Here is a 2,636-nt window from a genome sequence, read left to right on the forward strand (position 1 = left end):
TTCTAATGGAAGGATAGATTATAAGGCGTTAATGGATAAGGCAGAAGCCCTGCCACAAGCATTAAATTTGAAAGGATTTAAAGATATGATTTTTAACAATGATAAAACAAAGCGGCTAGATTCTAAAAATGCAGTCGTGCAAACACCAGCAGGGGAAGTAAAAGTCAATGTTTTAAGGGCATTTAATCACTACTTTAAACGGGGACGACAAGGAAACAAAAAAAAATAGACAAGCAATTAATGCTACCTTTATGCCGACTTTATTGCAGCCAAAGTTTGTAACAAAAGATAAAGCAAAACACTTTATTATTACAAGCCTTTTATAAGCAAGGACAAGGAATATCATATTACAAGTATAGCAGTAAAAACAGATGGGACACTAGAATATGCAACAAGCTATAATGCCACTAAAAATAGATTAAATCAAATGATAAAACATAATGAGCTGGTGTATATGGAGAATGGTTTGTCTTAGCAGGAAATCCGCAACCTATAATGCGTGAGTAGGTGAAGCCTACTGCCCAGCCGCAAGAGCCTAGACAGATTTTTTTAATGTTAAGCCACGAGACAAACCATGCGACATTATACCACAAAAAAAGATTTAAAATGATACAAACAAAAAATCTCACTCTAAAGAAATTCCAAGAGAATTTTGACTTTCAGAATCTTAGTTTTTTATAGAAGCTAAGATGAAAGATAGCTAAATTATAAAGATGCATTAGATAGTTTTGTAAAGTATATGCCAAATGCTCTCATACCGCAGATTTTACAAGATTTAAGCAAGAAAAAGATGGAGTAAAAGCAAGTTGTGGTAATAGACTAATTCCCTATACACAAATAAAGGAAGTTAACGATTTTATCAATAAAAGCTGTGAATGTATTCATATAGACGGAGAAGAACCTTATAATGAGCAGCGCACAAAAGAACTCGAAAAAATATGGCACAAGGCTGCAATGATATTCCTAGAATGCGTTTGATTCTGCAGAAAAAGTACAAATACGAGATAAATATATCAAAACTTTTACAAAGGGAGTGGCAAAATTATAAGAAAGCATTTGGTGAGTAGAATTGTTTATGCTCAACAATTTTCAAATAAACAATACCATAATGTCTCGTCTTATAAAAGATTTTAAAGAATATAAGCAATATGAGCTGGGTTTTAATAAAATTATTTATTTCTAATCTTCAAATAAAAGTAGGCAAAGAATACAAACTCTCATCATAATTTAATCAAATTTATCTTAAATGAAATAACCCTCTAACATAAAAGATAGTGAAGAAATCTATATACAAGCACATAAAACTATATAGGATCTATTAACAGCAATCTCTCTCAGGCTATACAAAATAAGAAAGATACAAACTTAAAACTAAACTATTGCCCTCTAAATTACCCCGATAATCCACCTGAATGTTTGAGCATCTAGTTTTCTAAACACACAAACACCATCTTAAAAACATTCTAAGCTATAATACAAAAATTAGATTCCAATAAGGCATAAACATGATTGAAATATTAAATGCGTATAGAAACCCGATATTTGGCATACTTGCGTTGCTATTTATGGTAGCATTTGTATTTTTTTTAGATTCTTTAAAGCGGACTAGAGCACATAAGCGAAAGCAAGATCTAATCGATAATTTAGGTAAGCAGTTTGATAGTATCGGTTTGCAACACAATATCGATGAGTTTATCGCTCATGCTAAAAATGCTACACAAACACTCATATTAATCGCACAAACCTATGCAAAAGCAGGGGATTATGAACAAGCTATTGCTATTTATAAAACCTTGAGTGAAAAGCCACTTGAGATGCACGAAAAGCTAGAGATTCTAGAGTTACTCGGTGATAGTTATTATAGGGCTGGTTTTTTAGAGAGAAGTAAAAATATCTTTTTGGAAATTTTGCGTTATTATCCGCATAATATCCGCATTCTTGAATACTATATGCGAACTTGTGAGAATCTAAAACATTATGATGAAGCCATAGAAGCATTAAATAGCTTAGAAGAAATTGTGAGTGCAAATGCTGATTCTAAATCCTCCATGAAAAAAATATGGCATACTAAAAATTATCTAAAAGTTATGCAGCTATGCAGTAGTCATCATATTTCTCTAGCAGACCAGCAAGAAAAACTACTCATGTTTTATGAAAAAGACCCTACGCTAAGAAATATTATCCTGCGGCATTTTCGGCTTTATAATGTTGGGCTGTTTTGGCAAAAGATTCTATTATTACAAGATATTATGCCCTATATTGATATTTTATGGCATTTTCAAAAACATGAAGTGCCTTTTGATTTTATTGCGAATAGAAGCGACTTAATGGCAATTTATCATGCCAAGGGCTTTGTGAGTGGATACCAAAAGAGTGAAGATTTTACGCTTGAAGTATTGCAGCTTTTATTATTATATTCACATATAAAGGCAGATATTAGCTTTACTTATAGTTGCAATTCATGCAATACGCAAACACCTTTCTACACCTATCGCTGCAGTGCTTGTGCAGAAATCGCTACAATAAAGCCCATCGCTCTTCCCACGCAAACATCCCCCCCCCCCACAATTTACCAACAGAAGGGATCACTTTCTCTTGTGCCTTATTTACCCAAATCGCTTCTTGTACATTCTATA

3 protein-coding genes are annotated in these 2,636 nt (G+C 32.9%); all 3 read left to right on the plus strand.

Features of this window, described 5'->3' with window-relative positions; translation table 11 throughout:
- Nucleotides 1-229 (plus strand): hypothetical protein (locus C6H08_RS10595; RefSeq protein ID WP_158656872.1); only part of this gene is annotated, 229 nt, incomplete at its 5' end.
- 278 nt (nt 230-507) lie between these two features.
- Entirely contained in the window at nt 508-681 is a 174-nt protein-coding gene (locus tag C6H08_RS11605; RefSeq protein ID WP_199773204.1) for a hypothetical protein, read from the plus strand.
- An 824-nt stretch (nt 682-1,505) separates the two neighbouring features.
- Nucleotides 1,506-2,636 (plus strand): tetratricopeptide repeat protein (locus tag C6H08_RS10600; RefSeq protein WP_233708578.1); only part of this gene is annotated, 1,131 nt, incomplete at its 3' end.

The organism is Helicobacter bilis (assembly GCF_900198365.1).
GTDB classification, from domain to species: Bacteria; Campylobacterota; Campylobacteria; order Campylobacterales; family Helicobacteraceae; genus Helicobacter_A; species Helicobacter_A bilis_B.